The following is a 25054-nucleotide window of genomic DNA, read 5'->3' as shown; positions in this document are numbered from 1 at the left end:
CACCGCGCCTCGCCGCCCGGCCGGGCACCCTCAGCCGGACCCCTGCCCGGGGCCCCTTAGCCTGGAGGCGTCGGCCCGGGCGCCTCCCCCGCCGCCCGCGCGGCCGGCCGCCAGCGTTCACGATCAGCAGTCACGACCTGTGGGAGAAGCATGTCCACGCCCGATCCGGCCGGTACGGATTCCCAGACGCCCGCCGGAAGCGCCGGCCCGGAGGGGGAGGAGCCGCAGGGCGCCGTGGCGACCGGCGCGGCCGGTTCCGATGAGGACACCGGGCGCACCGAGGACTCCAAGGACACCGAAGGCGCCGAGGACTCCGAGAGCGCCGAAGGCGACGCCGCCCAGGGCGCCGGGAGCTCCGACGGCCCGGACGGCGCCGCCGACGGTGCCGGGGACGGCACGGCCGACGCCTCCGGGGAGGAGGCCGCGGCCGACGGCGGCGCCCCCGGCGAGCCCGCCCGCTCCTCCGTCTTCGACCTGCTGCCCAGCCCGGTCTTCCTGCTGATCCTGGGCATCACCGGCTTCGCCGGGTACTTCTCCTGGACCCGCTGGGAGGAGACGCAGGACCTGTACACCTACGGCGGCACGCCCTACGCGCCGTTCGTGTTCATCGTGGGCGCCTGGATCCTCTCGGTCGCCGTGCACGAGTTCGCCCACGCCCTGGTCGCCTACCTGGGCGGCGACCGCGGCCTGCGCGCAAGCGGCTACCTGCGGCTCAACCCCCTCGCCTACCGGGAGCGCAGGGTCGCCGGGACGGGCGAGACCGGCGGGGGCGTGTTCACCGGCCTGCTCATGCCCGTGGTGTTCGTCGTGCTCGGCGGCATCGGCATGACCGGGCCGGCCTCCTACGTCGACCGCGAGGCGCTCGGCGGCCGCGGCCGCCGCATGCTGGCGCCGCTCGCCGGGATCGTGGCGAGCCTGGTGCTGGCGGCCGGGTTCGCGGTCGCGGTGATGCTGCTGGTGCCCGCCGGGATGGTCACCGACAACTGGTTCATCGGCGGCCTGATGTTCCTGTGCTACCTCAACCTGACGGCCGCGCTGGTGAACCTGCTGCCCATCCCCGGCCTGGACGGCTACGGCGTCTTCGTTCCGCTGCTGGAGGCGGCCACGGCCAGCCCGCGGCGGTTCGAGGGGATGGAGCGCGTGGCGCGCGGCTTCGGCCTCTTCGGCACCATCGCCGTCTTCGCCGTGCTGTGGTTCAACGCGGTGAACCTGGCCTACATCAACGCCATGACCGGGCTCTTCCAGAAGATCGGCATGCCGCAGATGGACATCTTCTTCGGCGAGCTCCTGATGCGGTTCTGGCTCGGCTGATCCGGACCGGTGCCGGTGCCGGTGCGGCTCAGTCGGCCCGCGCACCGGCCGGCGGGGTGAACACCACCGCGAAGGTCACCACCGCGACCCCGCCGTACAGGTAGGCGTTGCTGATCCCGGCGGACGACAAGAGGAAGAACACGTCGCCCGACTCGCCGGCGAGCAGCAGCGCCACCTGCGCCAGCGCCCACCCGACCGCGCAGACGCCCGCTCCGGCGCGCGACCCGGTGGCCCACCCCGCCGTCCGGACCGCCGCGTACATCAGGCACAGCCACACCAGCAGGGCCGCTCCGGCGAGCACCTGGCCCACCGGGCCGCTCAGCCACAGCCAGGCCACCCAGGCGAAGAGCACCCCGCCCACGATGCCGACGACCACCGCGGCGCAGAACAGCGCCGGGAGGACGACGAAGTCGACGGCGGAGGCGAAGGGGCCGGAGCGGCCCGCGGAAGCGGAATCGGGCACGTAGGAAGCCTAAGACACACGGCACGCGAGCCGTCCCCGCGATCGACGTCGCGGATCCCCGTCGATCTCGGGGAAGTCGGGCTCATCGTGTCCGGTTCAACCCCGGCTTCCCCGAGATCATCGCGGAGGCGGCCGCCGGGACGGTGCATACCGGGCATACCGGGCAGCAGGTGAAGGGGGCGGGCATCCTGTGTCGTGAAATCGACGCTTTTAGGCAGATCAGGCGTCGATTCCACCACCCGAGTCCGCCCCGGGCCGCCTGAGGGGGCGGTCCGAGACTGGAGGGGCCGGTTTTTGCGTCGTTTCTCCCGAGACCAACGACGGTCAGGCGAACAGGTCGGTCTCGAAGCCGTCTGGGCCGGGGCGGGGCGTCGGCCCGCGCAGCAGGGTGAAGTGCTCGACCGCGTCGATCTCCTGGGCGATGCCGTTGGACAGCGCGAACCGCTCGCCGTCGACGGAGATCTGGGTGGCGTGCGCCCGCATGGCCAGCGCCTTGGCCGCCCAGTGCGCCGAGGCGTCGACGCGGGTGGTCACCCGCGCGTCGGGGGTGCCCGGGGCGATGTCGCCGACCCCGGACGGCGCGGTGAACGGCCCCGGCTCGCCCTGGAGGCGCGCCACCTGCTCCTCCAGGCGCGTCCTGGGCTGGGCGATGGCGTAGAGCTTGCGCGTCTGCCAGGGCTGGCCCGCCAGCGCGCGCTCGGCCGCCTTCTCGAAGGCCCGCAGGGTGACGCGGTGGGCCTGGATGTGGTCGGGGTGCCCGTAGCCGCCGTTGTCGTCGTAGGTGACGACCACGTGGGGGCGCACGTCGCGGATCACCTCGGCGAGCCGGAGCGCGGCCTCCTCCACGTCGGCCCGCCAGAAGCAGGACGGGTCGTCGTTGGTCGGCGCGCCCATCATCCCGGAGTCCCGGTACCGCCCGGCGCCGCCGAGGAAGCGGTGGTCCCGCACGCCCAGCGCAAGGCAGGCCTTGTCGAGCTCGCCGACGCGGTACTCGCCCAGGCCGCCCTCGCGCTCCTCGGCCAGGTGCCCCAGCTCGGGCGGGATCACCTCCCCCCGCTCGCCGAGCGTGCAGGTGACCAGGGCGACCTCGGCGCCCTCGGCGGCGTACTTGGCCATCGTGGCGCCGGTGACGATCGTCTCGTCGTCGGGGTGGGCGTGCACCAGCAGCAGTCGGCGGTCGGTCATGGCACCCGACGATACCGGGGCCGAACCGGCGATCCCCCCGGAACAGGCCGGGCGCGTGCGCCCCGCGCACCCGGGGACCGGCCGATGGGCGACAATCGCCGCATGAGCTTTCCACGGCAAGAAGCGCGGACGCGGCGGTTCACGCTGGGCGTCCCCCGGTCATTCGCCCTCTCCCCCGACGGCCGGAAGGTCGCCTTCCTGCGGAGCAGGCACGGCACCGACGGCGCCGCATGCCTGTGGCTGCTCGACCTGGACACCGGCCGGGAGCGCGTGCTGGCCGACCCGCACACCATCGGCGGCGCCGAGGAGGACCTTCCGCCGGAGGAGCGCGCGCGCCGCGAGCGGCTGAGGGTGAGCAGCGGCGGGATCGTGGCCTACAGCACCGACGAGGCGTTCACCCGGGCGGTGTTCGCCCTGTCCGGGCGCCTGTACTGCGTGGACCTGGTGGGCGACGGCGCCGAGCCGTTCGAGCTGCCCGCCGCCGCGCCGGCGGTGGACCCGCGCATCTGCCCGCGCGGGGAGTCGGTCGCCTACGTGTGCCGCGGCGCCCTGCGGGTGGTGTCGGTCGGCTCCGGCGCCGACCGCGCCGTCGCCGAGCCCGACGGCCCCGGGACGACCTGGGGCCTGGCCGACTTCATCGCCGCCGAGGAGATGGGGCGCCACCGCGGCATGTGGTGGTCGCCGGACTCCTCGGCGCTGCTCGCCGCGCGGGTCGACGAGTCGATGGTCGCCCGGTGGCACATCTCCGATCCCGGCACCCCGGAGGCCGGGGCCCAGCCGATGGCCTACCCGGCGGCCGGGACGGACAACGCCGATGTGCGCCTGGCCGTGCTGGACGTGCGCGGCGGCGGGGACGGCCCGCCCGAGCCGCAGTGGCTGGAGTGGGACCGCGGGGCGCTGCCCTACCTGGCCACCGCCGGGTGGACGACCGGACCGGACGGCACCCCCACCGCCGTCTTCAGCGCGCAGAGCCGCGACCAGCGCACCCTCACCGTGTTCAGCGCCGACCCGGCCACCGGGTTGACGGGCCCGGTGCGCACCGAGACCGACCCGGTGTGGGTGGAGATCATGCCGGGGGTCCCGGACTTCACCGCGAGCGGCGAGCCGGTGTGGATCGGCCGCGAGGAGGGCGGCGAGCGGCGGCTCTTCGTCGGCGGCCGCCCGATGGGCCCGCCCGGGCTGTACGTGCGCGGGGTGTCCGACGTCGACGGCGACCGGATCCTGTGCTCGGTCTCGCCCGCCGACCGGCCCGGCGCGGTGGAGCTGTGGCTCATGGACGCCTCGGACGGCTTCGCCGGGCCCGTGGAGCTGCCCGGGTCGGAGGGCTCCGCGGTCGACGCCGGGCGGATGCGCGGCGGCACGCTGGTGGTGCAGCGGCGCTCCCTGGACGCCTTCGGGGTGCGCACGCTCGTGGTGGCCGACGCCTGGTCGCAGACGCGGGGCACGGCCACCGAGATCGCCTCGCACGCCGAGGAGCCCGAGTTGCCGGCGCCGCGGCCGCGGCTGTGGCGGGCCGGTGAGCGCCGCATCCCCTCGGCGCTGGTGCTGCCGTCGTGGTTCGACCCCGAGGGGGCGCACGCGGGGCGCAGGCTCCCGGTGCTGGTCGACCCCTACGGCGGGCCGCACGCCCAGCGGGTGCTGGAGGCGCGCGGGGCGTACCTGACCTCGCAGTGGTTCGCCGAGCAGGGCTTCGCCGTGCTGGTGGCCGACGGGCGCGGCACCCCCGGGATCGGGGTGGAGTGGGAGCAGGCGGTCCACACCGACCTCGCCGAGCCGGTTCTTGAGGACCAGGTGGCGGCCCTGCGGGACGCGGCCGAGCGGTACGGGTGCCTGGACCTGGACCGGGTGGGCATCCGGGGCTGGTCCTTCGGCGGGTACCTGTCGGCGCTGGCGGTGCTGCGCCGCCCGGACGTCTTCCACGCGGCGGTGGCCGGGGCTCCGGTGATCGACTGGCGGCTGTACGACACGCACTACACGGAGCGGTACCTGGGCCTGCCGCAGGAGCGCGCGGAGGACTACCGGCGCAGCTCGCTGCTGGACGACGCGCCGGGGCTGAAGCGCCCGCTGATGCTGGTGCACGGGCTGGCCGACGACAACGTGGTGTTCGCGCACAGCCAGCGCCTGTCGTCGGCGCTGCTTGCGGCGGGGCGGCCGCACACGGTGCTCCCGCTGTCCGGGGTGACCCACATGCCGACCGACGAGACGGTGGCGGAGAACCTGCTGCTGCTCCAAGTGGAGTTCCTGCGCTCGTCCCTGGGGATCGGGGACGGGGCGGCCGCGGACTGAGCGGTCCGGGCGGTGCCGGGGACGCCGGCACCGCCCGGCACCGCCCGGCACCGTCTGGCCGCCGCCGGCACTGCCCGGCAACCGGCGCGTTGACACCCTCCCGCTTCCACCTGTTCCGGATTTGACGATTCGCGCAACCGAATCCCTCGCAGGTGAACAGTCCGCCTGAACTCCGCACCCGGCTGCGACAAACGACGCTTATCCCGGCCCCGGGTTTACTGTCCTGATCCGGCCAATCTCTGTACTTGACATTCCGGACGGCACTCAGACATCCCATCACCCCTTCATCGGGTATCCGGGGCGCCACGTCGCCGTTTCACCCCCGCCCGCCCGACGCGCCGGTCCGACAGACCCGACCAGCCGGTAACATCCCTCCATTTCGGAAGGTCACCGGCATCTGTCGCCACTCGGACACCATCACCTAAGGTGGCACATCGTTTACCCAATGCGGCGCAAAACCGCAGGGTGAACGGCCTGTCGGCGCCGCCCGGAACCCCGGTCGGCCCGGCGGCCGGGTCCGCCTTGAGCCCCCGCTCTTCAACGCGGACCCGCCCTTACCCCCAACAATTCGAAAGGGCGGATGGATGCGAAAGTCCACCATCGCGCGCGCCGCAGGCGGCGGCGCGCTCGCTCTGGGTCTGGTCGGGGCCGGCTTCGCGGCCCTGTCCGGAGGATCCCCCCAGGAGGCCGCCTCGGTGGCGGCCGAAAGCGCCTCCGGCGGCTCGGTCGCCGGGGACCAGCTCGAGGCGATGCAGCGCGACCTGGGCCTCAGTGAGGCCGAGGCGAAGGAGCTGCTCGACACCGAGGCCGAGGCCCGCGACACCGACCAGGCCCTCCGCTCGGACCTGGGCGAGGCCTTCGGCGGGAGCTGGTTCGACATCGAGTCGGGCACCCTGACCGTCGCGGTCACCGACGCCTCCGCGGCCGACCAGGTCACCGCGGCCGGCGCCGAGGCCGAGGTCGTCGACAACGGCCAGGACGAGCTGGACGCCATGATCGCCGACCTCAACGCCGAGGGCGCGGAGCTGTCCGAGGGCATCGCCGGGTGGTACCCGGACATCCGGCAGGACAGCGTGGTCATCACCGCCCTGGAGGGCGAGGAGGCCGCCGCCGAGGAGTTCGCGGAGGCGGCGGGCGTGCCCGCGGACGCCTACACGGTGGAGACCACGAAGGACGAGCCGCGGCTCTACGCCGACGTGGTCGGCGGCGACGCCTACTCCACGGGCGGCGGCCGCTGCTCGATCGGGTTCGCCACCGAGACCGGCTTCGTCACCGCGGGCCACTGCGGCGACGCCGGGACCCAGGTGAGCTCCGAGGACGGGTCGGGCACCGGCACGGTGACCGACGCCGAGTTCCCCGGCGCCGACATGGCGGCGGTCGAGACCGACGACAACTGGACCCCCACCCCCGCGGTCAACGACTACGAGGGCGGGACCGTCACCGTCGCCGGCTCGGAGGAGGCCCCCGAGGGCGCCTCCATCTGCCGCTCGGGCTCGACCACCGGCTGGCACTGCGGCACCGTCCAGGCCAAGAACCAGTCGGTGTCCTACCCGCAGGGCACGGTCAACGGGCTGACCCAGACCGACGTGTGCGCCGAGCCCGGCGACTCGGGCGGCTCCTGGCTCAGCGACGACCAGGCCCAGGGCGTCACCTCCGGCGGCTCGGGCGACTGCACGTCCGGCGGGACGACCTTCTTCCAGCCGGTCAACCCGATCCTGGAGACCTACGGGGTCACCCTGCTGACGGGCTGACCCGGCGGCCCGGCACAGGGCCGTAGCACCTCGCACCCGCCGCGGCCCGACCGCGGCACCGGACCGGCCGGCGGAGGCCCCCATCCCCCTCCGTCGGCCGGTCCTTCCTTGGCATCCACAGATTCTCCGGATTCGCTCACACGTTCGAGTGCGGGCGGCTACGCTACTCACATGCGGCTTCGATACCAATACCGCGTGTATCCAACCTCGGGCCAGGTTGAGCGATTGGCACGCCTGTTCGGGTGCGTGCGGACTGTCTGGAACGATGCCCTTGAGCAGATCATCCCGATCAAGCGCTCGAACAAGCTGCTCGGCCCACCCAGGTCACGGCTGGCGGAGGGGCCCTACCGACGAGTCCCGAACAGCTACGACCTGTACAGGCCCCTCGTCTCCGAAGCGAGACGGACCCCGGAGCGGGAGTGGCTCAGGGAGGTCGCAGCGGTACCCCTGCAACAGACACTTCGCCACCTGGACAGGGCATGGAAGGCGCACGAGGACTCAAAAAGCGGGAAGCGCAAGGGGCCGCACGTCGGGGCACCCAAGTTCAAGTCCCGCCGCGACGGTAGGCAGTCAGCCTGTTTTACCAGGACCAGTGGCTGGAAGGTCACCGAAGCCGGACGCCTCTCGCTCCCTAAGGTCGGAGAGATACCCGTAGTCTGGTCGCGCTCCTTACCCGCACCCCCCTCAAGCGTGACCATCATTAAAGACGCCTCCGACAGGTACTTCGCCTCCTTCGTCGTCACCGTCGAGAACACCCCAATGCCGGACACTGATGACGATGTGGCGATCGACCTTGGCCTTACCCATTTCGCAGTCCTGTCCGACGGGACCAGGATCGCCAATCCGCGCTTCCTCCGCCGCGCGGAACGCAAGCTACGAAAGGCCCACCGTTCAATCTCACGCAAACAGAAGGGGTCGAACAACCGAGCCAAGGCACGCCTTCGCCTCGCACGAACGCACGCGCAGGTCACCGATGCGCGCCGAGACTTCCAACACAAGCTGTCCACCCGCATCATCCGCGAGAACCAAACGGTTTATGCGGAGGACCTGGATGTTCGAAGCCTCCTCAGTTGCAGCAGATCAGCGAAGAGCGTACACGATGCCGCATGGTCGACCTTCCTGAGGATGTTGACCTATAAAGCCTCGCTCCACGGCAGGACCTTCCACAAGGTGGATCGCTTCCTTCCTACCACACAGACCTGCTCTCAATGCGCGTCGATCAATGGACCGAAGTCCCTACATGTGCGCACATGGCAATGCAGGAAATGCGCCACTATCCACGACCGGGACGTCAATGCATCGTTAGTCATACTCGCCGCCGGGCGGGCGGAGAGGATAAAAGCCTGCGGAGGGATTGTCAGTCCGACCGCGAGAGCGGTAGGCGTATCCCAGTGAAACAGGAACCAGCGGCCTCCGTGAGGTAGACCGCTCCTGCGGCACCCGAGCCGCAGGAATCTCCGTCACCCACGACGGAGAGGACGCCAAGTCTCTTCTACTGACCCCCAGGGGCTGCCCCGTTACCGGGTGCCCGGTGACGGCCATAGCCTGGGGGCATGCGCTTCGTCCCCATCGCCGTGGCCGCCGTCCTGGACCTGCTCTGCGTCGGCGCCTTCGTCGCCGTCGGGCGGGCCTCGCACGAGGAGGCCTCCTCGATCGCCGGGTTCCTCGGCACCGCGTGGCCCTTCGCCGCCGGGCTGGTCGCCGGGTGGCTGGTGGCGCGGGCGTGGCGCTCGCCGATGCGGGCGGTGTGGACCGGGGTGATCGTGTGGGCGGTCACCGTCCCCGTCGGCCTGGCCCTGCGCGCCTTCCTGACCTCCGACGGCGCCCCCTGGTCGTTCGCCATCGTCACCACGGTGTTCCTCGGGGCCGCGATGGTGGGCTGGCGCGAGCTCGCCCGCCCCTTCACCATGGGGCGCGGCCGCCGCAGGGAGGACGAGGAGGCCCCGGCCTCCTAGCGCCCGACCGGCCCCGACCCCCTGCCGAGCGATGCCCGTCCCCCACGACCCCTGGCAGACCTTCCCCACGCCCGAGCGCAAGGTCCTCGTCGTCGTGCGCAGCGTGCCCGCCGCCGGGCGGTTGCTCGACGCGGTGGAGGTGTTCGGCGGCGACCTGCGTATCCGTGTCGACTACACCCTGAACCCCGGTTCGGTCTCCGAGGCCGGGATCCGTTCCGTGCTCGCCGCCGGCGGGGTCGATCAGGTCCTACCCTGGGAAGACGCCGTGGCACGACGCGGCGAGTACGCGCTCGCGCTGGCCGCCTCTCCTAAGGACGGGCTGCACCGGCTGTCCATGGCGGGCGGCACGGTGGCGGTCCCCGGCCCTACCGGTCCGCCGCTGCTCCTCATGCCGCACGGCGCGGGGCACAACCGCCTGGTGGGCGAGACACCCGGAGCCCTGGAATCAGCGTCCGGCCTCGCCCCGGAACAGCTTCTGCACGCCGGAGCGCCGATCCCTACCGCACTGGCCCTCTCACACCACGAGCAGCGGGCGAGGATCGCCGGTGCCCTACGCGGAGTCCGCACCGAGGTCGTCGGCGACCCGTCGTTCGACCGCATGGCCCACAATGCTGGTCGGCGCGACCGCTTCCGCCGCGCGCTGGGCGTGCCCGAGGGCGGCCGCCTGGTGGTGCTCTCGTCCACGTGGAACCGCGACTCGCTGGTCGGGTCGGTGCGCGAGGGCATCCGCCGGATCCTGCGCCGACTGCCGAACGACACCTACCGCACCGCCCTGGTCGTGCATCCCAACGTGTGGCACCGGCACGGGCAGCTGAACGGCCTGGATCTTCTGCTGCGCCAGGAACGCGCGGCCGGGCTGGCGCTCGTGGACCCGCACGAGGGCTGGCGGGCGGCGCTGATCGCCGCCGACGCCGTGGTCGGCGACCACGGCAGCACGACCTACTACGCGGCGGCGCTGGGGCGGCCGGTGCTGCTGGCGGCCTTCGGCAGGGACGAGCTGGACCCCGCCTCCCCGCTGCACGCGTTCGGCGCCGCCTGCCCGTCCCTGGGGCCGGAGGACGACCCGCTGGAGCGGATCGAGGAGGCGATCGCGGGCGCGACCAAGGGGCCCAGCGTCGACGGACACGGTCCCGGCATAGGAGACCTGCTCATCGACCATCAGGGCGAGGCGGCGGAGCGGTTGCGCGCGCTGTGCTACGCGTTGATGGGCTTGGAGCCGCCGCCCGGCCCGGTGGAGGTCCCGGGACTCGACGGCCCGGTCGTGCACGCGGCCGAGACCACGGCCTGGCGTGTGACGGCCGAGGACGGCGGGACCGACCTTGGGGCGCCGGTGCTGCGCACGCGCCTGCGCCCGGCCGCGGTGTGCGGCCCGACGGACGGGGCGCTGCTGGTGAGCGTGGAGGACCCCTCTCCGGCGCGCGCGAAGGAGGCCGAGGCGTTGGTGCGCCCGTGGCCGGTTCCCGAGCCCGAGGCGGTGGCGTGGGCGCGCGCGGAGCTGGAGCGTCGTCCGGTGGCGGCCTTGGCGGTGGCGGCGCTTCCCGGCGGCGAGTTCCTGTTGGCGGAACCGGACGCGCCGTGGACCCGTATTGCGGCCGACGGCCCGGCGGACGCCGTCACCGTGGCGGCAGCCGCAGCGGCCTGGCTGCATCGCGATGCGCTCCTGGTCGAGTGGGGCGAGAAGGGGGCCGTGGTGGCCGGGCCCCAGGGAAAGACCCGCTTGCGAGTCCCCCCCCCCCGCTTGATCAGCGGAGACCGGCGACCTGACCGAAGCCGTCGGGAGGGCGGCCCCGAGCCGCGCGCCGCCTCCGGCCGGCCCGCCTCCCGTTGATCTCGGGAAATGCGCCCCTAAAAGCGGCCCGGAAGCGTCGTTTCTCCCGAGATCAACGCGGAGCACACCCGCATATCCGCGCGGGCCGGGCGCGGGGTTCGGGGGTCACCGGAGCAGGTCGGCCAGTGCCTCCGCCTTCTCGTAGAGGTGGTGCCGCCGGTACAGGCGAACCGCCGTCGCCGCCCAGGTGCGCGTGGCGTTCGCGTCGCCGCGCTCCCCCACGTCACCCGGCCCGCCCGTGTCACCCGGCCCGCCCGCGTCGCCCATCCTGCCCCGTGCCCGCGCCATCACCGCGAGCGCGTCCGCCTTGCGCAGGGCGGGCGCGGCCGGTCCGAACGCCTGCAGGGCGGCCTCCCCCGCCTCCAACGCGGCCTCGGGCTCACCGGAGCGGAGGTACACCTCGGCGAGCCGGACCCCGTTCTTCGCGGCCAGCGAGCGCCAGTCGTCGTCCGCGCCCCGCCACTCCTCCGCCATGGCCCGGACCGCCTCCAGCTCGCCCCTGGCGGCCGTGAGGTCACCGGCGCTCAGGTACAGCCCGCCGATCTGGTAGCCGTCGATCATCTGTGCCCGCAGCCTGCCGAGCTCCTCGTTGATCCGGCGGCGCTCCCGCAGGTCGGCCTCTGCCGCGTCGAACTCGCCGCGCTCCTTGTGCAGCAGCCCGCGCGTCTCCAACAGGACGGCGCGCTCCCACGCCCGGGGAGCCTCGTCGAGGGCCGTCGCGAGCACCGCCGCGGCCCCGTCCAGCTCCCCGTCATCGACGAGGGCGCGGGCCAGGTAGTTGTCCATCCTGGCGGCCGCGACCCGGTCGCCCTCCGCACGGGCGATCTCGCCCGCGTGGCGGAAGATCTCCGCCCCGACGGACCCGCGCCGCAGCTCGTGCACGCCGTACCAGCACGATTCCGCCATCACCAGGGCGTCCCGCCGCCGCCCGGTCTCCACGGCCATGGCCATCAGGGCCGGGACCGTGTCCAGGACCTCGCCGACCCACGCCGACGCTTCGCCCTGCGCCTCCCCGAAGGGGGCGGTGATCTCCCGGGCGGCGGCCGCGTCGCCGTGCTCGGCCGTCGCCCGGCTCCGGCCGCTCCCCATTCCCCCGGCACGGTCCGCCTTGGCCAGGGCGGCCGTGTACCAGGCGACGGCGCGCTCCCTGGCCTCCCGGCGCCGGTCGTCGGGCTCGGCCTGGGCGCGCCGGTGGGCGTCGTGGCGGATCAGGGGCTCCCAGCGGTACCGGCCCTCCCCCTCGGCGGCCATCAGGCAGGACCGGACGAGCCGCCCGAGGGCGTCGCGCGCCTCCTCCAGGGACCCCAGCAGTGCGGCGGGGAGGCCCTCGTGCACGCGCAGCCCGGGGAGGTCGCCCAGCGCGCGGTAGAGCCGCTGGGCCGCGTCCGAGCGCAGGTCGCCGAAGCCCAGGGCGATCACCTCGTCCAGGCGCGGCTCGCCTTCCTCGGCTTCGACCAGGCGGTCGAGCTCCTGGGGCAGGTGGGCCCCGGAGGCGTCGAGCCGCGCGACGACCGACGCGGGCGTCTCCTCAGGCCACATGCTCAGATAGGCGCCGGCGATCTGCAGTGCGAGCGGGAGTCCGCCGCAGCGGTCGACCAGCGCGCGTGCGGCCCGGGTGTCGGCGCCGATCAGCCGCTCCAGGCGCTCCTCGGGACCGTCGAACCCGCGCAGCAGGGCCAGGGCGTCGTCGGTGCGCAGGGCGGGCAGGCGCACCGTCGGGACGTTGCGGCGGCGCAGGCCCGTGATCTCCCCACGGCCGGTGAACAGCACCATGCTGCCGCCGCCCGTCGCGAAGAGGTCGGCCTCCCGCGCGGAGGTGATCCCCTCCACGATCACGATGCAGGGCTCTTCACCGGTGATCCTGCGGAACTCCCGCGAACGCTCCTTGAGGGTCGGGGGGATCTCTTCCCCGGGCATCCCGAGGTCGCGCAGCAGCGAAGCGAGCGCGTCGCCGAGGAAGACGTGGTCCTCGGCCCCTGCCGCGCGCTGTTCGTCCAGGTCGACGTGGAGTCCCCAGACGCACTCCTCGGAGGCGGCGGGCCTGCCCGCGTCGTCCCCCGGGTCGGCCGCCGAGCTCCGGTACAGGGAGCGGAGCAGGTGTGCCGCCTCCACCCCGAAGGCCGACTTCCCCACCCCTCGGGGGCCGATGACGTAGAGGCCGCCCGGGCGCCCTCGCAGCGCCGTCTCGCGGTACACCTTGCCCGCGTAGGCGCACGCGTCGTCGTGGTTGACGAAGGGGCCGTGCAGCGCCCGGGTGACGTCCCACACCGGTTTCCTGGGCTCGGCCGCCTCGTTGACGACGGTCATGACCAGTTCGTCGATGTGCCCTGCCTGGACATGGTTGCCGCCTCGATTGCCGCTCGACGTGTTGTGGTAATCCGTCACCGGCGTGGACTCCTCGGCGGATCGGGGGGTCTGGGGGTTCGGTAGTGATCCTACGCACGCCTTCGCGCGCCGTCCGGCGGGCCGTGCCGCCGGTGACCGTATACGGACATCGGCCCGTTCCCCGTCCGCCTCTCCCCTGTGCCAAGGTGGCAGGGTTGAGCTGGGGGCCGCGCACGCCCCTACCCCCGCTGCCGACGGCTGGAGGACGCGACGATGGGCGACGAGGTGATGCTGGCGATGGCCGCGGCGGTCGCCGGGAAGGCCACGGAACTGCTCACCCAAGGCGCCAAGGACTCGGTGACCGCGCTCCGCAAGGCGCTGCGCAAGCGCTTCGGCGACGGGACGCCCGAGCGCGAGGCCCTCGACGAGGCGCGCGACGCCGACGGCGAGGACGAGGTGCTCGTCGGCACCCTCGCCGGGCACATCCGCGACGCCGCCGACCGCGACGAGGACATCCGCGGGCTCGTCGCCGCCCTCGCCCCGCACTTCACCACCGAGCGCACCGAGTACAACACGGTCCACAACACCGTCACCGGCGGCCGGGACAACAAGGTGTGGCAGATCAACAAGGTCGAGGGCGGCTTCCACATCAACGACCTGCGCTGACCTCCGGTCGCGTGCGGCGCGTCCGCCCCAGGGGGCCCATAAGCTGGGGCGTGTGGATGATCATGGCCTGAGCGGGGACGGCGGGGCGCGCGGGGACGCCGGGGCTCCGGCGGTCGGCGTCGGCCCGTGGGAGGGCCCATGGCCCGAGGACGACCGGTACGACCCCGCCCTCCTGGCCGACGGGGACCGCCGCAACGTCGTCGACCGCTACCGGTACTGGACCCGCGAGGCGATCGTCGCCGACCTGGACACCCGCCGCCACCCCTTCCACGTGGCGGTGGAGAACTGGGAGCACGACCTCAACATCGGCTCGGTGGTGCGCACCGCCAACGCCTTCGCCGCCGAGGCGGTGCACATCGTCGGGCGCCGCCGGTGGAACCGGCGCGGGGCCATGGTCACCGACCGCTACCAGCACGTGCACCACCACCCCGACCCCGAGGCGCTGACCGCCTGGGCCGAGGAGCGCGGCCTGCCCGTGGTCGGGATCGACAACCTGCCCGGCGCGGTGCCGCTGGAGACCTACCCGCTGCCGCGCGCCTGCGTCCTGGTGTTCGGGCAGGAGGGGCCCGGCCTCTCCGCGGAGGTGCGCAAGGTGTGCTCGGCCGTGCTCTCGATCGCCCAGTTCGGCTCGACCCGCTCCATCAACGCGGGCGCCGCCGCCGCGGTGGCGATGCACGCCTGGGTCCGCGCGCACGTGTTCGACCAGCCGGTGGACCCGGGGGACTGAATTCCCCCGCCATGTGGGCCCCGCGTGGCCGCGGGCCCATACGCCGATTCGCTGGTACCTTCCCGACCAGCCGAAACGCGTGACCGGGGGGACACACCATGGATTCGGGCAAGTCGGGGAAGGGCGCACAGGCGCGGAGCCCGCAGGGGCAGGGAGGCCGGCCGAAAGGGCGGAGCCGGGGCAAGCGCGCGAGTGACGCGCAGGCGCCGTCCCGCCAGGACGCACGGCCGCAGGTGCGGGTGCGGCCCGCCGGGCAGGACGACGTCGGCGCGATCGCCCGCACCCTGGCGCGCGCCTTCGCCGACGACCCGTACAGCACGTGGCTGTTCCCCGACCCGGCCGACCGGCTCGAACGGTCCGCCCGCCTGTACGCCCTGGAGAGCGGGTTCGACTACGTCCCCCAGGGCCTGGCGGAGGTGGCCGTCGCGGACGGCAAGGTCGTGGGGGCCGCCACCTGGCGCGGCCCGGGGTCGCGGGGCACCTCCCCGCTGGCGCTGCTGCGCGGCGCGCCGCACTTCGTCGCGCTCTTCGGCGCGCGCCGCACCGGGGAGATCCTGGCCGCCTACCAAAGGATCGCCGCACACGGCCCGGCCCGCCCGCACTGGTACCTGGCCGAGCTCGCGGCCGACCCGGACGCGCGCGGCACCGGCGCCGGGACGGCACTGCTGCGCTCGGGGCTGGCACGCGCCGACGCCGACGGCGTGCCCGTGTACCTGGAGTCCTCCAAGAAGGAGAACATCGGCTTCTACGAGCGCTTCGGGTTCGAGTCGACGGGTGAGATCGACGTCCCGGGGGTCCCGCCCCTGTACGGGATGGTCCGCGAGCCCGAAGCGGCCCCGGGACCGCTGCCGGTCCCCGGCCCCCGCACCGACGGGACGGCCGTCTAGGGGCTTTCGCTCCACGGGGAAGGGCCCGTCCACAACCGGCCACTGTCCGTGAGCGCAGGGGCGGCCGCGTGGGCGGACCCTATATTGGTGCGATCCCACGCCGCGTGATCCGAACCGTCCCAAGGAGCGAGGCGCAGCCCATGAGCGACAAGCCGGAGTTCACCCTCAGAACCGCCACGGAGGACGACGTGCCGGGCGTGGCACGCGTGCTGAGCCGCGCCTTCTTCGACGATCCGCTCTTCGTCTGGCTCTTCCCCGACCCGCACACGCGCATGGCCAAGTCGGCGCGGTGGTGGGCCGCCCAGGCCGGGTTCTCCTTCATCCCCGCCGGGAGCGTCACCGTGGCGGTGTCGGGCGATGAGCGCCCCGTCGTGCGCGGCGCGGCGGTCTGGGTGCCGCCGGGCGCCTCCCTGCCGAGCGGGCGCGGGCTGCTGCGCACGGCGCCGCACACCCTGGGCCTGTTCCCGGTGTCGCGCCTGCCGGAGCTGGCGGCGTTCATGGCCGACGTCCAGAAGGCGGCCCCGGAGGAGCCCCACTGGTACCTGGAATGCCTGGCGGTCGACCCTGTGAAGCAGGGCTCGGGAATCGGCTCGGCGCTGCTGCGCTCGGGGCTGGTACGGGCCGACATCGACCGTGTGCCGGTGTACCTGGAGACGACCGAGCCCTCCAACCTGATCTTCTACGAGCGGTTCGGCTTCAAGGCGTGCGGAGGCGTCGCCGAAGAGGGGCGCCCGGCGTTCCACGGCCTCATCCGCGCGCCCGGGGACTGACCCGGGGCCCGGGGCCCCGCCCCGCGAACGCGGAACGGGGCCGCCCCGGGAAGGGACGGCCCCGCTCTGTGCGCCGGAGCACCCGTGCGCCGAAGCGCCGGTGCGCTACTCGGACTTGCTGCTCGCCAGCGCGCCCAGCAGGTCGCGGTTGAGCTGGGAGATGGTGTCCAGCGGGATGCCCTTGGGGCAGACCGCCGCGCACTCGCCGATGTTCGTGCACCCGCCGAAGTCCTCGGCGTCGTGCTGGTTGATCATGTTGATCACCCGGGCCTCCCGCTCGGGCTGCCCCTGGGGCAGGCTGCCCAGGTGGGTGATCTTGGCGGCGGTGAAGAGCATGCCCGAGGCGTTCGGGCAGGCCGCCACGCAGGCGCCGCAGCCGATGCAGGTGGCCGCGTCGAACGCGCGGTCCGCGTCGGCCTTGGGCACCGGGGTGGCGTGGGCGTCCGGGGCGGTCCCGGTCGGCGCGCTGATGAAGCCGCCGGCCTGGATCACGCGGTCGAACGACCCGCGGTCCACCACCAGGTCCTTGACGACCGGGAACGCCTTGGCCCGCCACGGCTCGATGGTGATCTCGTCGCCGTCGTTGAAGCTGCGCATGTGCAGCTGGCAGGTGGTGGTGTTCTCCGGCCCGTGGGCCACGCCGTTGATGACCACGCCGCATGCGCCGCAGATGCCCTCGCGGCAGTCGTGGTCGAAGGCCACCGGGTCCTCGCCCTGGAGGGTGAGCTTCTCGTTGAGGACGTCGAGCATCTCAAGGAAGGACATGTCGGGGTTGACGTCCTCGACCTTGTAGGTGACCATCCGGCCCGCGTCGTCGCGGCCCTTCTGACGCCAAACGCGCAGGGTGATGTTCACTTGTAGCTCCGCTGCTTCATCTCGACGTACTCGTACTCCAGTGCTTCCTTGTGCAGCACCGGCGGCTCACCGGTCCCGGTGAACTCCCAGGCGGCGACGTAGGCGTACTCGTCGTCGTGGCGGAGCGCCTCGCCGTCCTCGGTCTGGCTCTCGGCCCGGAAGTGCCCGCCGCAGGACTCGCGGCGGTGCAGCGCGTCGATGCACATGAGCTCGCCGAGCTCCAGGAAGTCCGCCACGCGGCCGGCCTTCTCCAGGGCCTGGTTGAGCTCGTCGTTGGAGCCCAGGACCTTGACGTTGGTCCAGAACTCCTCGCGCAGCTCGCGGATGCGCTCGACGGCCTTGCGCAGGCCCTCCTCGTTGCGCTCCATGCCGCAGTACTCCCACATGATGTGGCCGAGTTCCTTGTGGATGGAGTCCACGGTCCGCTCGCCGTCGATGGACAGCAGCTTGTCGATGCGCGAGCGCACCGACTCGGCCGCCTCCTTGGCCTCCGGCGTGTTCTCGTCGACCGCCTCGAACGGGCCGTCGGCGAGGTAGTCGTTGATCGTGTTCGGCAGCACGAAGTACCCGTCGGCCAGGCCCTGCATCAGCGCGCTCGCGCCCAGGCGGTTGGCGCCGTGGTCGGAGAAGTTGGCCTCACCGGTGACGAACAGGCCCGGGATGGAGGACTGCAGGTCGTAGTCGACCCACAGGCCGCCCATCGTGTAGTGCACCGCCGGGTAGATGCGCATCGGGACCTCGTAGGGGTTCTCGCCCGTGATGCGCTGGTACATGTCGAACAGGTTGCCGTACTTGGCCTCGACCGCCGGGCGCCCCATGCGCTTGATGGCGTCGGCGAAGTCCAGGTAGACGCCCAGGCCGCCGGGGCCCACACCGCGCCCCTCGTCGCAGACGTTCTTGGCGGCGCGGGAGGCGATGTCGCGCGGCACCAGGTTGCCGAAGGAGGGGTAGATGCGCTCCAGGTAGTAGTCGCGCTCGTCCTCGGGGATCTCGCGCGGGTCGCGCTTGTCCCCGGCCTCCTTGGGCACCCAGATGCGGCCGTCGTTGCGCAGCGACTCGCTCATCAGGGTCAGCTTGGACTGGTAGTCGCCGCTGACCGGGATGCAGGTCGGGTGGATCTGCGTGTAGCACGGGTTGGCGAAGTGCGCGCCCTTGCGGTGCGCGCGCCAGGACGCCGTGACGTTGCAGCCCATGGCGTTGGTGGAGAGGAAGAAGACGTTCCCGTAGCCGCCGCTGGCCAGCACCACGGCGTCGGCGAAGTGCGTCTCGATCTCGCCGGTGACCATGTCGCGGGCGACGATGCCGCGGGCGCGGCCGTCGACGACGATCAGCTCCAGCATCTCGTGCCGGGTGTTCATCTCCACGCTGCCCGCCGCCACCTGGCGCTCCAGCGCCTGGTAGGCGCCGATGAGCAGCTGCTGGCCGGTCTGGCCGCGGGCGTAGAAGGTGCGCGAGACCTGGACGCCGCCGAAGGAGCGGTTGTCCAGCAGGCCGCCGTACTCGCGGGCGAACGGCACGCCCTGGGCCACGCACTGGTCGATGATCTCGACGCTGACCTGGGACAGGCGGTAGACGTTGGACTCGCGGGAGCGGAAGTCGCCGCCCTTGACGGTGTCGTAGAACAGCCGGTAGATGCTGTCGCCGTCGTTGCGGTAGTTCTTGGCCGCGTTGATGCCGCCCTGGGCCGCGATGCTGTGCGCGCGGCGGGGGCTGTCCTGGTAGCAGAACGACTTGACGTTGTAGCCGGCCTCGCCCAGGGTCGCCGCGGCCGAGGCGCCGGCCAGGCCGGTGCCCACGATGATCACCGACAGCTTGCGGCGGTTGGCCGGGTTCACCAGGCGCGCGGAGAAGCGGCGCTTGTCCCAGCGCTCGTTGATGGGCCCGGCGGGCGCCTTCTCATCGGCGATCGGGGCGCCCTCGGTGTAGAGCTCGGTCATTTATCCCACCAGCCCGAAGAGAACGGAGAACGGGGGCAGCAGGAAGCCCACCGTGATGACGGCCGCGACGATGATCGCGACGGTGTTGATCGCGCGGCGGCGGCCCTCGCGGTTGAGGCCGAGGGTGGCCGCGGCGCTCCAGATGCCGTGGCGCAGGTGCAGGCCCACCAGGATGACCGCGAGGATGTAGATCGCGGTGACCCAGGCGTTCTCCGGCTGGAAGCCGCGGACCAGCCGCTCGTAGGGGCTGTCCGAGGCCCCGCCGGGCGCGATGGTGTTCGTGGTCAGGTGGAGGATGTGGAAGACCACGTACAGGGCGATGATGACGCCGCCCCAGCGCATGGTGCGCGACGCGTAGGTCTGCTGCACCGGCTTACGGGTCGTGTAGCGCACCGGGCGCGCCTTGCCGGCGCGGCGCGTCAGGGCGATGGCCGAGGCCATGTGGACGAGCACGGACGCCAGCAGGACGATCCGCATGATCCACAGGAAGCCGCCGTGCGGCAGCATCGGCTCGCCCAGCTCACGCAGGTGGTGCGAGTAGTCGTCGAACGCCTCTTGGCCGGCGAAGACGTTCAGGTTGCCGTACATGTGCGCGATGAGGAAGAGCACGAGGATCAAACCGGTGACCGCCATCGCGGACTTGAGGGCCACCGTCGACCGCCGCGCCTCCGCGCGCTGCTTGGTCAGGGTACTGTTCGCCACGACCTGCCACTTTAAGACTCCATAAAGAAAGTCGTCTAAGTCATGGGGGACCTGGTGTCCATAGCCGTAGGCTATGAGGCATGCAGTTCCAGCAGCTCGCGTACTTCCTCGCGGTCGCCGAGACGCGGCATTTCACCCGCGCAGCCGAGCTCTGCCAGGTCGCCCAGCCCAGTCTGAGCAAACAGATCCGGACCCTGGAGAGCGAGCTCGGCACGCCGCTGTTCAGCCGCGCAAGGGGAAATATCACACTCACACCGGCCGGCGAGGCGCTGCTCCCGCTCGCCCAGCGCATGGTCGCGGACATGGAGACGGCACGGCGGGAGGTGGCCGAGCTGGCGGGGATGCGCAAGGGGCGGGTGCGCCTGGGCGCCACCCCGTCGCTGTGCGGCGGCCTGGTCGCCGACGCGCTGGCCGGGTTCCACTCCCGCTTCCCCGGCATCGAGCTGGGGGTGGAGGAGAGCGGCTCGCGCGACCTGATCCGCGCGCTCGGCAAGGGCGAGCTGGACCTGGCGCTGATCATCCTGCCGCTGCAGAGCAGCGACCCGGCCTTCGTCACCACCCCCATCCTGCGGGAGAACCTGGTGGTGGTGAGCGCGGCCGACGCCCCGCCGCCGACGACCGGGGCCGGCATGCGGGTGACCCAGCTGCGGGACCGGCCGCTGGTGATGTTCCGCCGCGGCTACGACCTGCGGGAGGCCACGCTGACGGCGTGCCGGGAGTCCGGGTTCGAGCCGCGGCTGGCGGTCGAGGGCGGGGAGATGGACGCGGTGCTGCGGTTCGTCGAGGCCGGCCTGGGGCTGGCGGTGGTGCCGAGCATGGTGCTCAAGAACCGGCCCGGGCTGCGGGGGACGCCTCTGGCCCGGCCCCGCCTGCTGCGCACGATCGCGCTGGCGCACCGCAAGGACGTGGAGCCGTCGAACAGCGCCAAGGCGTTCCGGCGGCACCTGATGACGTACCTGACACACCTGACCCGCGACGAGCTCGGCGAGGACCTCGAGGTGATCGCCGCGTCACTGCCGTGACGCGGGTGGCGGATGCGATAAATTCCGGAAATGAAGGCTGGCCTCATTTCCGCCGCCCCATGGGCGCATCCGATCACCCCATGCGCACCACAGGCCCCATTCGGCGACAAAAGCCCCGAAACACCGATCAGCGGATAAGGCGCCATTTATCACCGAATCTGCGGACGCCCTTCCAGGGGAGTGGTGTTTTTCACATCCGTTGCGCTGTGATTTCTTGCTGAATTCGTGATCGCGCCGTCCTAGCGTGGCTCCACCGATCCTTAGGGAGATGTGCGGCCATGACATCGACTCTTCCCCCGCCGGAACAGCCCGGCCTCGAGCGCGCGCGGATCACCGCACGGACGCTGCGCACCGACCGGTGGTGGTCGGGGCCCGCCCTGACCGTGCTCGGGCTGACGGCATTCCTGGTCTACGGCCTGGCCAGGGCGCTGCAGCAGGACCATTACTGGGTGCAGGAGTACCACTACCTCACCCCGTTCTATTCGCCGTGCGTCGCGGGCCAGTGCGCGCCCGACGCGGCGGCGTTCGGGAGGCTTCCGTGGGACTTCCCGTGGTTCATCCCGTTCGCGGTGATCAGCCTTCCGCTCCTGCTGCTGTTCCGGTTCACCTGCTACTACTACAGGAAGGCCTATTACCGTTCGTTCTGGCAGTCCCCCACCGCGTGCGCGGTCCGCGAACCGCACGCCAAGTACACCGGGGAGACGCGCTTCCCCCTCATCCTGCAGAACGCGCACCGCTACTTCTTCTACGCGGCGCTCCTCATCTCGGTGATCAACACCTATGACGCGACCGTGGCGCTCTTCCACGGGGCCGAGGGCGGCTTCGGCATCGGCGTGGGCAACCTCGTGCTGTTCACCAACGTGGTGCTGCTGTGGTGCTACACCCTGAGCTGCCACAGCTGCCGCCACGTGACCGGCGGGCGCCTGCGCAGCTTCGGGTCCCACCCGGTGCGGTACAGGCTGTGGACGATGGTCTCCAAGCTCAACACCCGGCACATGACGTTCGCCTGGATCACCCTCGGCACGCTCGTGCTGACCGACCTGTACGTGGCGCTGGTGGCGAGCGGCGTGCTCACCGACCTCAGGATCGTCAATTGAGCGCCGCCGGCAGCACGCACGAGACCCGCTCCCCCGCGAGCCCGACACCGGTGAGGAGGGCAGTGCCATGCCCGATCTGAGCCAGACCCCCCGGCATGCCTACGACGTCGTGGTGATCGGCGCCGGCGGTGCCGGGCTGCGCGCCGCCATCGAGGCGCGCGAGCGCGGCAAGCGCACCGCGATCATCTCCAAGTCGCTGTTCGGCAAGGCCCACACCGTCATGGCCGAGGGCGGGGCGGCGGCCGCGCTCGGCAACGTCAACGACGCCGACTCCTGGCAGGTGCACTTCCGCGACACCATGCGCGGGGGCAAGTTCCTCAACGACCCCCGCATGGCCGAGCTGCACGCCAAGGAGGCCCCCGACCGCATCCTGGAGCTGGAGATGTGGGGGGCGCTGTTCGACCGCACCGGCGACGGGAGGATCAGCCAGCGCAACTTCGGCGGCCACGAGTACCCGCGCCTGGCGCACGTGGGCGACCGGACCGGGCTGGAGCTGATCCGCACCCTGCAGCAGCGGGTGGTGCAGCTGCAGCAGGCCGACGCGGCCGAGCTGGGCGACCCGGACGCGATGCTCAGGGTGTTCGCCGAGACCACGGTCACAGAACTGGTCAAGGACGGCGACAAGATCGCAGGAGCGCTGGCCTACGACCGCGCGTCCGGCGCCCCGATGCTCTTCGAGGCGCCCGCGGTGGTGCTGGCCACCGGCGGCATCGGCAAGTCGTTCAAGACCACCTCCAACTCCTGGGAGTACACCGGCGACGGGCACGCGCTGGCGCTGCGCGCCGGGGCGGGGCTGCTGAACATGGAGTTCGTGCAGTTCCACCCGACCGGGATGGTGTGGCCGCCGTCGGTGCGCGGCATCCTCGTCACCGAGTCGGTGCGCGGCGACGGAGGCGTGCTGCGCAACTCCGAGGGCGAGCGGTTCATGTTCGGCTACATCCCCGAGGTGTTCGCCGCCCAGTACGCCGAGAGCGAGGAGGAGGCCGACGGCTGGTACACCGACCCGGCCAACCACCGGCGGCCGCCCGAGCTGCTTCCGCGCGACGAGGTGGCGCGGGCGATCAACGCCGAGGTGAAGGAGGGGCGCGGGTCGCCGCACGGCGGGGTGTTCCTGGACATCGCCAGCCGGATGCCGGCCGAGGAGATCATGCGGCGGCTGCCATCGATGCACCACCAGTTCAAGGAGCTGGCCGACGTCGACATCACGGCCGAGCCCATGGAGGTCGGCCCCACCTGCCACTACGTCATGGGCGGGGTCGAGGTGGACGCCGACACCGCCGCGGCCGTGGTACCGGGCCTGTTCGCCGCCGGAGAGGTGGCGGGGGGCATGCACGGCTCCAACCGGCTGGGCGGCAACTCCCTGTCCGACCTGCTGGTGTTCGGGCGCCGGGCGGGGCTCGGCGCGGCCGAGTACCTGGACGGTCTCGACGCCCGCCCCGTGCCCGCGGACGAGGCGGTCGCCGAGGCGCTGCAGCGGCAGCTGGCGCCCCTGGAGCGGGACACCGGGGAGAGCCCCTACGCCCTGCACCAGGAGGTGCAGCAGACCATGAACGACCTGGTGGGGATCATCCGCCGGGGAACCGAGATCGAGCAGGCGCTGGAGTCGCTGGCCAAGCTGGCCGACCGGGCGGCGTCGGTGCGGGCCGAGGGCGGCCGGGTCTACAACCCGGGGTGGCACCTGGCCCTGGACCTGCCGAACATGCTGCTGGTGTCGGAGGCGGTGGCCCGCGCGGCGCTGGAGCGGGAGGAGTCGCGCGGCGGGCACACCCGCGACGACTTCCCGGGGATGTCGGCGGAGTGGCGGAAGGTCAACCTGGTGGCGTCGCTGACCGGGAGCGGCGGCGTGCGGCTGCGCACCCGCCCGGTCGACCGGCTGCGCCCGGACCTGATGGCGCTGTTCGACCGGGAGGAGCTGGCCAAGTACCTCACCGATGAGGAGCTCCCGGAGCAGACCCCCGAAGAGGCGGCCCCGAAGGAGGAGGACCGATGAGCGCGAAGCGGACGTTCCGCGTGTGGCGCGGCGGCGGGGACGACGGGGAGCTGGCGTCCTACGAGGTCGAGGTGAACGAGGGCGAGGTGGTGCTGGACGTGCTGCACCGCCTGCAGGCGACCCAGGCCCCGGACCTGGCGGTGCGGTGGAACTGCAAGGCCGGCAAGTGCGGGTCGTGCTCGATGGAGATCAACGGCCGGCCGCGGCTGTCCTGCATGGCGCGGATGAGCACGTTCGCCGACGACGAGCCGATCACCGTGACGCCGATGCGGACCTTCCCGGTCGTCCGGGACCTGGTGTGCGACGTGTCCTTCAACTACCAGAAGGCGCGGGAGATCCCGTCCTTCACCCCGCGGGAGGACGCGGAGCCCGGGAGTTTCCGGATGCGGCAGCAGGACGTGGAGCGCTCGCAGGAGTTCCGCAAGTGCATCGAGTGCTACCTGTGCCAGAACGTGTGCCACGTGGTGCGGGACCACGAGGAGAACAAGGAGGCCTTCTCGGGCCCCCGGTACCTGATGCGCGTGGCCGAGCTGGAGATGCACCCCGAGGACACGGCCGACCGCCGCATGGCCGCCCAGGACGACTTCGGGCTGGGGTACTGCAACATCACCAAGTGCTGCACCGAGGTGTGCCCGGAGCACATCACCATCACCGACAACGCGCTGATCCCCCTGAAGGAGCGCGTGGCCGACCGGCGGTACGACCCGCTGGTGTGGCTGGGTTCGACCATCGGCATCCGCAAGGGCGCGGACACCCCCCGCGTCCCGAACACCCGCCCGGGCGACCGGGAGGAGAACGGGTAACGGCCCGAGCAGGAAGGTACAGCGGGGGCGGGGCCACCGGGTGGCCCCGCCCCCGGACGCCGGCCGGGCAGGTCCCCCACTCACCGCCCCAGCCGGGCGGCGGGCCGGCAGGATGCGGCGTTGATGGCAGCGACGACGGAGGTCAGCGGCCCGCACCGCAGCATCGTCGGCCACCAGGCGTGCGGATGGTCACCGTGGAGGGCGGCGACGGCAGAAGCAGGGCGGTTCCCCAACCTTGCGTGCCGAGCGCAAGCCCCCTCGGAGTCCGGGCAGCGGCACGAGGGCGCGCTCTTGGTGCGCAGGGGGCCGCCCAGGCAGTACATACCAGGCAAACCAGACAGCCGACGTGGGGGTGGGCATCCTGCGTCGTGAAAACGACGCTTTAATGCAGATCAGGCGTCGATTTCACCACCCAATCCGCCCCCACACACCACCCCGCGCCCCCTCCGCGATGATCTCGGGGAACTCGGGGTTAAAACGGACACGATAAGCCC

General features: G+C 72.3%; 20 protein-coding genes. 14 read left to right on the top strand and 6 right to left on the bottom strand.

The features are described from left to right. The first annotated feature begins 150 nt into the window (after nt 1–150). Nucleotides 151–1311 carry a site-2 protease family protein gene (locus O4J56_RS05075; RefSeq protein ID WP_270683919.1) on the top strand — a complete coding sequence of 387 codons (1161 nt, stop codon included), beginning with the start codon at nt 151–153 and terminating at the stop codon, nt 1309–1311. A gap of 28 nt (nt 1312–1339) precedes the next feature. Here O4J56_RS05075 and O4J56_RS05070 read toward each other — a convergent pair whose 3' ends face one another. Together O4J56_RS05070 and mshB are read right to left on the bottom strand one after the other, a co-directional pair. Then, the gene (locus O4J56_RS05070) at nt 1340–1774 is read right to left on the bottom strand and encodes a hypothetical protein (RefSeq protein ID WP_270683918.1); all 435 of its coding nucleotides are present in this window, start codon (nt 1772–1774) and stop codon (nt 1340–1342) included. Nucleotides 1775–2098: 324 nt separating this feature from the next. After that, entirely contained in the window at nt 2099–2959 is an 861-nt protein-coding gene (mshB, locus tag O4J56_RS05065; protein WP_270683916.1) for an N-acetyl-1-D-myo-inositol-2-amino-2-deoxy-alpha-D-glucopyranoside deacetylase, read from the bottom strand. Between the two features lie 102 nt (nt 2960–3061). On the opposite strand from mshB, the gene O4J56_RS05060 reads away from it, so the two are divergent. From O4J56_RS05060 to O4J56_RS05040, 5 genes are all read left to right on the top strand, one after another. Next, nucleotides 3062–5245 (top strand): S9 family peptidase, encoded by a 2184-nt coding sequence (locus O4J56_RS05060; RefSeq protein WP_270683914.1) that lies wholly within the window; start codon nt 3062–3064, stop codon nt 5243–5245. Nucleotides 5246–5829: 584 nt separating this feature from the next. Continuing rightward, nucleotides 5830–6996, top strand: coding sequence for a S1 family peptidase (locus tag O4J56_RS05055; RefSeq protein WP_270683912.1), 1167 nt, complete (start codon nt 5830–5832; stop codon nt 6994–6996). Nucleotides 6997–7167: 171 nt separating this feature from the next. Then, complete coding sequence (locus O4J56_RS05050; protein ID WP_270683911.1) at nt 7168–8391, top strand: RNA-guided endonuclease InsQ/TnpB family protein; 1224 nt, start codon at nt 7168–7170, stop codon at nt 8389–8391. 158 nt (nt 8392–8549) lie between these two features. Then, nucleotides 8550–8951, top strand: a complete 402-nt coding sequence (locus O4J56_RS05045) for a DUF3054 domain-containing protein (protein ID WP_270683909.1) — start codon at nt 8550–8552, stop codon at nt 8949–8951. Between the two features lie 31 nt (nt 8952–8982). Further along, nucleotides 8983–10779, top strand: coding sequence for a hypothetical protein (locus O4J56_RS05040; RefSeq protein WP_270683906.1), 1797 nt, complete (start codon nt 8983–8985; stop codon nt 10777–10779). A gap of 105 nt (nt 10780–10884) precedes the next feature. Here the strand turns inward: O4J56_RS05040 and O4J56_RS05035 are convergent, their stop codons facing one another. Further along, a complete protein-coding gene (locus O4J56_RS05035; protein ID WP_270683904.1) occupies nt 10885–13164 on the bottom strand; it encodes a hypothetical protein in 2280 nt (759 codons plus the stop codon). A gap of 213 nt (nt 13165–13377) precedes the next feature. On the opposite strand from O4J56_RS05035, the gene O4J56_RS05030 reads away from it, so the two are divergent. From O4J56_RS05030 to O4J56_RS05015, 4 genes are all read left to right on the top strand, one after another. Next, entirely contained in the window at nt 13378–13770 is a 393-nt protein-coding gene (locus tag O4J56_RS05030; protein WP_270683902.1) for a hypothetical protein, read from the top strand. Nucleotides 13771–13822: 52 nt separating this feature from the next. Next, nucleotides 13823–14497, top strand: coding sequence for a TrmH family RNA methyltransferase (locus tag O4J56_RS05025; RefSeq protein WP_270683901.1), 675 nt, complete (start codon nt 13823–13825; stop codon nt 14495–14497). A 233-nt stretch (nt 14498–14730) separates the two neighbouring features. Next, nucleotides 14731–15384, top strand: a complete 654-nt coding sequence (locus tag O4J56_RS05020) for a GNAT family N-acetyltransferase (RefSeq protein ID WP_270683899.1) — start codon at nt 14731–14733, stop codon at nt 15382–15384. A gap of 140 nt (nt 15385–15524) precedes the next feature. After that, complete coding sequence (locus O4J56_RS05015; RefSeq protein WP_270683898.1) at nt 15525–16154, top strand: GNAT family N-acetyltransferase; 630 nt, start codon at nt 15525–15527, stop codon at nt 16152–16154. 105 nt (nt 16155–16259) lie between these two features. Here the strand turns inward: O4J56_RS05015 and O4J56_RS05010 are convergent, their stop codons facing one another. From O4J56_RS05010 to O4J56_RS05000, 3 genes are read right to left on the bottom strand one after another with little or no spacing between them, the layout of a single operon-like run. Further along, nucleotides 16260–17009: a succinate dehydrogenase/fumarate reductase iron-sulfur subunit gene (locus tag O4J56_RS05010; RefSeq protein WP_270683897.1), complete on the bottom strand. Its 750-nt coding sequence runs from the start codon at nt 17007–17009 to the stop codon at nt 16260–16262. Then, nucleotides 17006–18946, bottom strand: coding sequence for a fumarate reductase/succinate dehydrogenase flavoprotein subunit (locus tag O4J56_RS05005; RefSeq protein WP_270683895.1), 1941 nt, complete (start codon nt 18944–18946; stop codon nt 17006–17008). Before O4J56_RS05005 ends, O4J56_RS05010 begins: the two co-directional genes overlap by 4 nt. Next, the gene (locus O4J56_RS05000) at nt 18947–19648 is read right to left on the bottom strand and encodes a succinate dehydrogenase cytochrome b subunit (protein ID WP_270683893.1); all 702 of its coding nucleotides are present in this window, start codon (nt 19646–19648) and stop codon (nt 18947–18949) included. 80 nt (nt 19649–19728) lie between these two features. Between O4J56_RS05000 and O4J56_RS04995 the strand changes: the two genes are divergently transcribed. From O4J56_RS04995 to O4J56_RS04980, 4 genes are all read left to right on the top strand, one after another. Then, nucleotides 19729–20670 carry a LysR family transcriptional regulator gene (locus tag O4J56_RS04995; protein WP_270683891.1) on the top strand — a complete coding sequence of 314 codons (942 nt, stop codon included), beginning with the start codon at nt 19729–19731 and terminating at the stop codon, nt 20668–20670. 278 nt (nt 20671–20948) lie between these two features. Further along, nucleotides 20949–21767 carry a hypothetical protein gene (locus O4J56_RS04990; protein ID WP_270683889.1) on the top strand — a complete coding sequence of 273 codons (819 nt, stop codon included), beginning with the start codon at nt 20949–20951 and terminating at the stop codon, nt 21765–21767. Between the two features lie 67 nt (nt 21768–21834). Beyond that, complete coding sequence (locus O4J56_RS04985; RefSeq protein WP_270683887.1) at nt 21835–23757, top strand: fumarate reductase/succinate dehydrogenase flavoprotein subunit; 1923 nt, start codon at nt 21835–21837, stop codon at nt 23755–23757. After that, nucleotides 23754–24560: a succinate dehydrogenase/fumarate reductase iron-sulfur subunit gene (locus tag O4J56_RS04980; protein ID WP_270683885.1), complete on the top strand. Its 807-nt coding sequence runs from the start codon at nt 23754–23756 to the stop codon at nt 24558–24560. Before O4J56_RS04985 ends, O4J56_RS04980 begins: the two co-directional genes overlap by 4 nt. Nucleotides 24561–25054 lie beyond the last annotated feature (494 nt).

The sequence above is a fragment of the Nocardiopsis endophytica genome, from assembly GCF_027706725.1.
GTDB classification, from domain to species: domain Bacteria; phylum Actinomycetota; class Actinomycetes; order Streptosporangiales; family Streptosporangiaceae; genus Nocardiopsis_A; species Nocardiopsis_A endophytica.
This window is presented reverse-complemented; position numbering and strand designations above follow the sequence as displayed.

Coding starts and splice junctions, on each gene's coding strand:
- O4J56_RS05075 (WP_270683919.1), top strand. CDS start 151: ATGTCCACGCCCGATCCGGCCGGTACGGATTCCCAGACGCCCGCCGGA.
- mshB (WP_270683916.1), bottom strand. CDS start 2,959: ATGACCGACCGCCGACTGCTGCTGGTGCACGCCCACCCCGACGACGAG.
- O4J56_RS05060 (WP_270683914.1), top strand. CDS start 3,062: ATGAGCTTTCCACGGCAAGAAGCGCGGACGCGGCGGTTCACGCTGGGC.
- O4J56_RS05055 (WP_270683912.1), top strand. CDS start 5,830: ATGCGAAAGTCCACCATCGCGCGCGCCGCAGGCGGCGGCGCGCTCGCT.
- O4J56_RS05050 (WP_270683911.1), top strand. CDS start 7,168: ATGCGGCTTCGATACCAATACCGCGTGTATCCAACCTCGGGCCAGGTT.
- O4J56_RS05045 (WP_270683909.1), top strand. CDS start 8,550: ATGCGCTTCGTCCCCATCGCCGTGGCCGCCGTCCTGGACCTGCTCTGC.
- O4J56_RS05040 (WP_270683906.1), top strand. CDS start 8,983: ATGCCCGTCCCCCACGACCCCTGGCAGACCTTCCCCACGCCCGAGCGC.
- O4J56_RS05030 (WP_270683902.1), top strand. CDS start 13,378: ATGGGCGACGAGGTGATGCTGGCGATGGCCGCGGCGGTCGCCGGGAAG.
- O4J56_RS05015 (WP_270683898.1), top strand. CDS start 15,525: ATGAGCGACAAGCCGGAGTTCACCCTCAGAACCGCCACGGAGGACGAC.
- O4J56_RS05005 (WP_270683895.1), bottom strand. CDS start 18,946: ATGACCGAGCTCTACACCGAGGGCGCCCCGATCGCCGATGAGAAGGCG.
- O4J56_RS04995 (WP_270683891.1), top strand. CDS start 19,729: ATGCAGTTCCAGCAGCTCGCGTACTTCCTCGCGGTCGCCGAGACGCGG.
- O4J56_RS04990 (WP_270683889.1), top strand. CDS start 20,949: ATGACATCGACTCTTCCCCCGCCGGAACAGCCCGGCCTCGAGCGCGCG.
- O4J56_RS04985 (WP_270683887.1), top strand. CDS start 21,835: ATGCCCGATCTGAGCCAGACCCCCCGGCATGCCTACGACGTCGTGGTG.
- O4J56_RS04980 (WP_270683885.1), top strand. CDS start 23,754: ATGAGCGCGAAGCGGACGTTCCGCGTGTGGCGCGGCGGCGGGGACGAC.